At 63.7% G+C, this 5,399-nt stretch carries 5 protein-coding genes and 1 pseudogene; 3 read left to right on the top strand and 3 right to left on the bottom strand.

All coding sequences use genetic code 11. The features are described from left to right. Both AC1DUU_RS21750 and AC1DUU_RS21745 read left to right on the top strand, forming a co-directional pair. A partial coding sequence (locus AC1DUU_RS21750; RefSeq protein ID WP_476785466.1) for a 6-phosphofructokinase occupies window positions 1–515 on the top strand: 515 nt, incomplete at its 5' end. A gap of 50 nt (window positions 516–565) precedes the next feature. Beyond that, window positions 566–1,237 carry an MBL fold metallo-hydrolase gene (locus tag AC1DUU_RS21745; RefSeq protein ID WP_476785467.1) on the top strand — a complete coding sequence of 224 codons (672 nt, stop codon included), beginning with the start codon at window positions 566–568 and terminating at the stop codon, window positions 1,235–1,237. Between the two features lie 5 nt (window positions 1,238–1,242). Here the strand turns inward: AC1DUU_RS21745 and AC1DUU_RS21740 are convergent, their stop codons facing one another. Beyond that, window positions 1,243–2,691: an aldehyde dehydrogenase family protein gene (locus AC1DUU_RS21740; RefSeq protein WP_476785465.1), complete on the bottom strand. Its 1,449-nt coding sequence runs from the start codon at window positions 2,689–2,691 to the stop codon at window positions 1,243–1,245. A gap of 218 nt (window positions 2,692–2,909) precedes the next feature. On the opposite strand from AC1DUU_RS21740, the gene AC1DUU_RS21735 reads away from it, so the two are divergent. After that, complete coding sequence (locus tag AC1DUU_RS21735) at window positions 2,910–4,154, top strand: TCR/Tet family MFS transporter (protein ID WP_476785464.1); 1,245 nt, start codon at window positions 2,910–2,912, stop codon at window positions 4,152–4,154. A 19-nt stretch (window positions 4,155–4,173) separates the two neighbouring features. Here the strand turns inward: AC1DUU_RS21735 and AC1DUU_RS21730 are convergent, their stop codons facing one another. Next, the gene (locus AC1DUU_RS21730; protein ID WP_476785463.1) at window positions 4,174–5,205 is read right to left on the bottom strand and encodes a hydroxyacid dehydrogenase; all 1,032 of its coding nucleotides are present in this window, start codon (window positions 5,203–5,205) and stop codon (window positions 4,174–4,176) included. Between the two features lie 21 nt (window positions 5,206–5,226). Next, window positions 5,227–5,399 (bottom strand): annotated as a pseudogene (locus tag AC1DUU_RS21725) (ATP-binding cassette domain-containing protein); the annotation flags it as partial.

The following is a 5,399-nucleotide window of genomic DNA, read 5'->3' as shown; positions in this document are numbered from 1 at the left end:
AGGCTACACTTGCCCGTCATCGCCGTTGCGTCGTCGCCGTCTCCGAGGGCGTCACCACCGCCGACGGCAAGGCCTTGGTCGAAAGCATCGTGCCTGCCGACAAGCTCGAACGCGACGCGCATGGCAACATCAAGCTGTCGGGCAGCGATTTGAGCCGCGCCTTCGAAAACGCGCTGGCTGAAGGGCTTCCGGGCAAGCGCGCCCGTGTCGACGCACTCGGCTACATGCCGCGCGGCTATATCGGCGCGGTCAACGCGGTCGATGCGCAGGAAGCGTTTGAGGCCGGCGTGTTCGCCATCGATGCGGCCGACAAGGGCGGCGGTTCCGTGGCGCTGAAGTATGAGGGCGGCAAGACGGTGCTCAAGCTCGTGCCGCTCACCAATGTCGCCGGCAAGACCCGACACATGCCCGAAGATTTCATGCTTCCCGACGTCAACCACCTGTCGGAAAAAGGCATGGATTACCTAAGGCGGCTGGTGCCCGGCCGCTTCAAGATCGGCAGGCCTTTCGTTTGACGCCACGTCCCGGCTGGTTTTCGAAAAGCATCGTCGACGACACGACGACGATGCTGACCGAACCCTTCGTCACTGACTATTGCCGCGCCAACATGTGGCTGGTGCGCGGGCGCGACTTCGATCTTCTGGTCGACACCGGCATGGGCATCTGCCCGCTCGCGCCCGAAATTGATATCCGGCCGGGCAAGCCGCTGCTCGCAGTCGCAACCCACGTCCATCTCGACCATGTCGGCTCGTTGCACGAATTCTCGTGGCGCGCCGGCCCGCGCATCGAGGCCGCATTCTTCGAGACGATGCCGGACGAAGCAACCTACGCCCACATGTTCCGCGATTTTTCCGGCGCGGTATCGGAACTGCCCTATCCCGGCTGGACCTCTGCCGACTACGCGATCAAACCTGCGCCGCTTCACCGCCTATTGGATGAAGGCGACGAGATCGACCTTGGCGACAGGAGCTTCCACGTGCTGCATCTGCCTGGGCATTCCCCAGGCTCGATCGGTCTGTTCGACGCGCATGACGGCACGCTGTTCAGCGGCGACGCCATCCATGGCGGTCTCCTGGTCGACGATATGCCGGATTCCGACCGCACAGCCTATTGCGCGACGATGCGCCGGCTTCTGGAGCTGCCCGTGCGTGTGGCCCATGGCGGCCATGCCGAGAGCATCGATCGACTAAGGATGCGGGAGATCGCGGAGGATTTTCTGAGAAAGAATGAGGGTTAGCCCCCTCACCCCAGCCCTTCCTCAAAACCGCTGATCGCTTTGACCTCGAGGAAATCCTCCAGTCCCCACTTGCCGCCCTCGCGGCCGAGGCCCGACTGCTTGTAGCCGCCGAAGGGGCTGCCATAGGGACGGTCGGCACCATTGATCTGCACCATGCCGGCCCTGAGCTTGCGCGCCACGCGCTGGGCACGCGCCTTGTCGCCCGACTGAACATAGGCCGACAGGCCATAAGGCGTGTCGTTGGCAATCGCGATCGCCTCTTCTTCGGTCTCGAAGGGGATCATCGCCAGCACCGGTCCGAACACCTCTTCTCGGGCGATGCGCATGTCATTGTTGACGTCGGCGAAGACGGTAGGCCTGACATAATAGCCGCGGTTGAAACCCTCCGGACGTCCGAGCCCGCCGGCAACGACGCGCGCGCCTTCCTTGATGGCGACGTCAATCAGGCCTTGGACCTTGTCGAACTGCACGTCGGACGACAGCGGTCCGATATGGTCGCCCTCCTCGGCCGGATTGCCGACCTTCACAGTGGCGGCGTACCTGGCCGCGATGTCGACCGCCTTGTCGTAGACCGGGCGCTGCACCAGCATGCGCGTCGGCGCATTGCAGGACTGGCCGGTGTTTTCGAAGCAATGCGCCAGCCCGCGCGTCACCGCATCTTCAAGGTCGACATCTGCGAAGACGATGTTGGGCGATTTGCCGCCAAGCTCCAGCGCAACACGCTTGACCGTCTCCGATGCTGCCTTGGTGACCGCAACGCCAGCCCGCGTCGAGCCGGTGAACGACATCATGTCGATGCCGGGATGGCGCGACATCGCCTCGCCCACGCTCGGCCCGTCGCCATTGACCATGTTGAACACGCCGGCCGGGAAGCCGGCCTCCTCCATCATCTCGGCGAAGACGATCGACGACATCGGCGCGATCTCGGACGGCTTCAGCACCACCGTGCAGCCGGCGGCAAGTGCGGGCACCACTTTCAGCGTCACCTGGTTCATCGGCCAGTTCCAGGGCGTGATCAGCCCGCAAACGCCGATCGGCTCGCGCACGATGCGCTCCTGCGGATTTTTCTCATCGAGCGGCTCCTCAAATTCGAAGCCCTTCAGCACTTCGATGAAGCTCGCGATGTGACCGGCACCGCATGCAGCCTGCGATTCCAGCGCCAGCTTCATCGGCGCACCCATCTCCCAGGAGATCGCATTGGCCATGTCGCGCATGCGCCTGTTATACGCGGCGAGCAGCTTTTCGAGCAGGGCAAGACGCTGCTCGCGGCTGGTCGCGCTCCATGCCGGGAAGGCGCGCTGGGCCGCCGCCACCGCCTTGTCGACATCGGCGGCCGAGCCCAGCGAAATGACGGCAAAGGGCTGCTCGTCGGCCGGGTTGATGACCTCGAGCTCCTTCGCCATTGTTGGCGCGACCCATTTTCCGTCGATGAAGAAATTCGTCTTGCGCAGCATGGCAGGCTCCTTGTTTGGCAGATTTGTAGAGCAGCGCACAGCGCGCCCATGTCTTGAATCCGACCGCATTTGTAGGCCGGCAGCCCCAGCGCGGGAAGGCTTGGGTCACTGCTTGGCGGCCTGTGACACAATGTCAGTAGGTTTTGGTAATATAGCCGGTGGCGGGTGGATCGTACGCCAGGTTGTTTTTATAAGGCTCCTCCATCGAGGCCACCATCATGTCCATATCGGGTTCGCGTCGCCAGGCGGCGATCGCCTTCATCTTTGTCACCGCCGTTCTCGACATCGTGGCGATGGGCATCATCATCCCTGTGCTGCCGTCGCTGATCGAAGAATTCGCCGGCTCCAATGCCGATGCTGGCTGGATCAACGGTGTCTTCGTTGCCCTTTGGGCCTTCATGCAGTTCGTCTGCTCGCCGATCATCGGTTCGCTGTCCGACCGCTACGGCCGCCGGCCGGTGATCCTTTTGTCGACCGCTGGCCTTGCCGCCGACTATGTGCTGATGGCGCTGGCGCCCAACCTGTGGTGGCTGGCGCTTGGCCGCATCGTTGCCGGCATCACCTCGTCGAGCTTCACCACCGTCTTCGCCTACATGGCCGACATCACCCCGCCAGAAGGCCGCGCCCGCGCCTATGGCCTGATCGGTGCTGCGTTCAGCGCCGGTTTTGTCGCCGGCCCGTTGATGGGCGGCTTCCTCGGCGAAATCTCGCCACGCGCGCCGTTCTGGGTGGCGGCGGCGATGAGCGGGCTCGCCTTTCTCTATGGTGCCTTCGTCCTGCCGGAATCGCTGGCGCCGGAAAAGCGCATGGAATTCTCCTGGCGCAGGGCCAACCCTTTCGGCGCGATGATGCTGCTGCGCTCGCACCCCGAGCTGACCGGCCTTGCAGGCGTGACCTTCCTCCTGCACTTCGCCCACCACGTCTTCTCGGCCGTGTTCGTGCTCTATGCTGCCTATCGCTACAACTGGCATGCCTGGGAGGTCGGCACCTTGCTGGCACTTGTCGGCGTGCTCGACATGATCATGCAGGGACTGGTCGTCGGCCCGGTCGTCAAGCGCTTCGGCGACCGCGCCACCATGGTGTTCGGCCTGTTTGGCGGCGCAGTCGGCATCGCCTACATGGGCTGGGCGCCCAGCGGCTTGTGGTTCACGCTGGCGATGATCCCCAACGCGCTGTGGGGCCTTGCCATGCCCACGACCCAGTCGCTGATGACCCAGCGCGTTTCGGAATCCGAACAGGGCCAGCTGCAAGGCGCGAATATGAGCGTGGCAAGCATCGCCGGCGTATTGTCGCCGCTGTTTTTTGGCGCTGTCTATGCCTGGACGCTGCGCGAAGGCACGCCTATGCCCTACCCCGGCCTCGCCTTCTACCTCGCCGCCGTCGTGCTGCTTGCCGCTGCCCTGCTCGGCTGGGCGGTTGCCCGCAAGGCCGGCCGTGCCGACGAAGCGGAAAAAACTGCCTGAGATCAGGGACTGAACGCCATCAGCTCTTGTCGACCGGCTTTGAGCGCATGCGCGACACGGTCTCGCGCTCGGCGCGTTTGCAGCGCATCGGCGGCAGGTTGCGGTCGATGAGCGCCATGTCTTCCAGCACCATCTCGCCCATGCGCTTGAAGGCGATGTCGAGCGCGCCGGCGCGGTGGGCGGAACGCAGGAACCCGGGCAGCGAACGCACCGGATGATCCTTCGCCGGCGRCTCCTCGGGAAAGACATCGCTGGCAGCAAGGATGTGGCCACTGCGCACAGCTTCCATCAAATCCGGGAAATCTACGACACCAGCGCGGCTGAGCAAGATGAACGCTGCTCCCTTGCGCATGCTGGCAAAGGATCTTGCGTCGAGAAAACCCTGGTTCTCGCTTGTCGCCGAAGCGACGACGAAGACAAGATCGCTGCCAGACAAGACCTCGTCGAGCGATGCGGGCGTCACGCCATGCTCAATCAGCACGGAAGGCGGCAGCCATGGGTCGAAGGCCTTGATCCGCGCCCGAAATCCTTGAAGCAGGCGGTGCAGCGCCTTGCCGAGATCGCCGAAGCCGATGAAGCCGACCTCCGAACCTGAGAGCAGCCGCGCCGTCCGGTTGCCCTCGGAGCCCCACAGCTCATTACCCTGCCGGAACGCCAGGTCGGCATCCACCACCCCGCGCGCCAGGTCGAGCGCGAAGGCGAGCCCGATTTCGGCCACCGGCTCGGCGAAAACCTGGCTCGGCGTGACGACATGTATGCCATGCTGAAACAGGTAGTCGTAGGGCATGTTGTCGAGCAAATTGCCTTCGACGTTGAAGATGCAGCGCAAGGACCGCATCCGCGTCAACGTCACCTGCGACAGCGGCGGCTGGCCAACGATGAAGCGGACTTGCGCCAGCGTATTGTCATCGAGTGCGGCGATACCAGTGGGCTCGACTTCGATGATTTCGTACTTTTYGTGCAGCACGCCAAGAGCGCTCGGTGACAAGATCAGGTCGAGCGTGCGCGGTGCTGGTGAACTCAACACAAGCGGTTTTTCGGCCTTGGCCATATCTCCTCCTGCAGTGCTGCCTCAGCCGTGGTCCAGCCCGAGCGCCTGGATCAGGTGCTCGCCGGTGATCACCCTCTCCACTTCCTCGATGCTCGACTTCTTTGGATCGATGTCGTCGGCAACGATCTTGCCGCCGCGCATGACGACGATCCGGTCGACCACCTGGAAAACGTGGTGGATGTTGTGGGCGATGA

The organism is Aminobacter sp. P4_H6_2, from assembly GCF_056400805.1.
The sequence above is the reverse complement of the archived record's forward strand: the minus strand, read 5'-3'. Positions and strand labels throughout refer to the sequence as shown.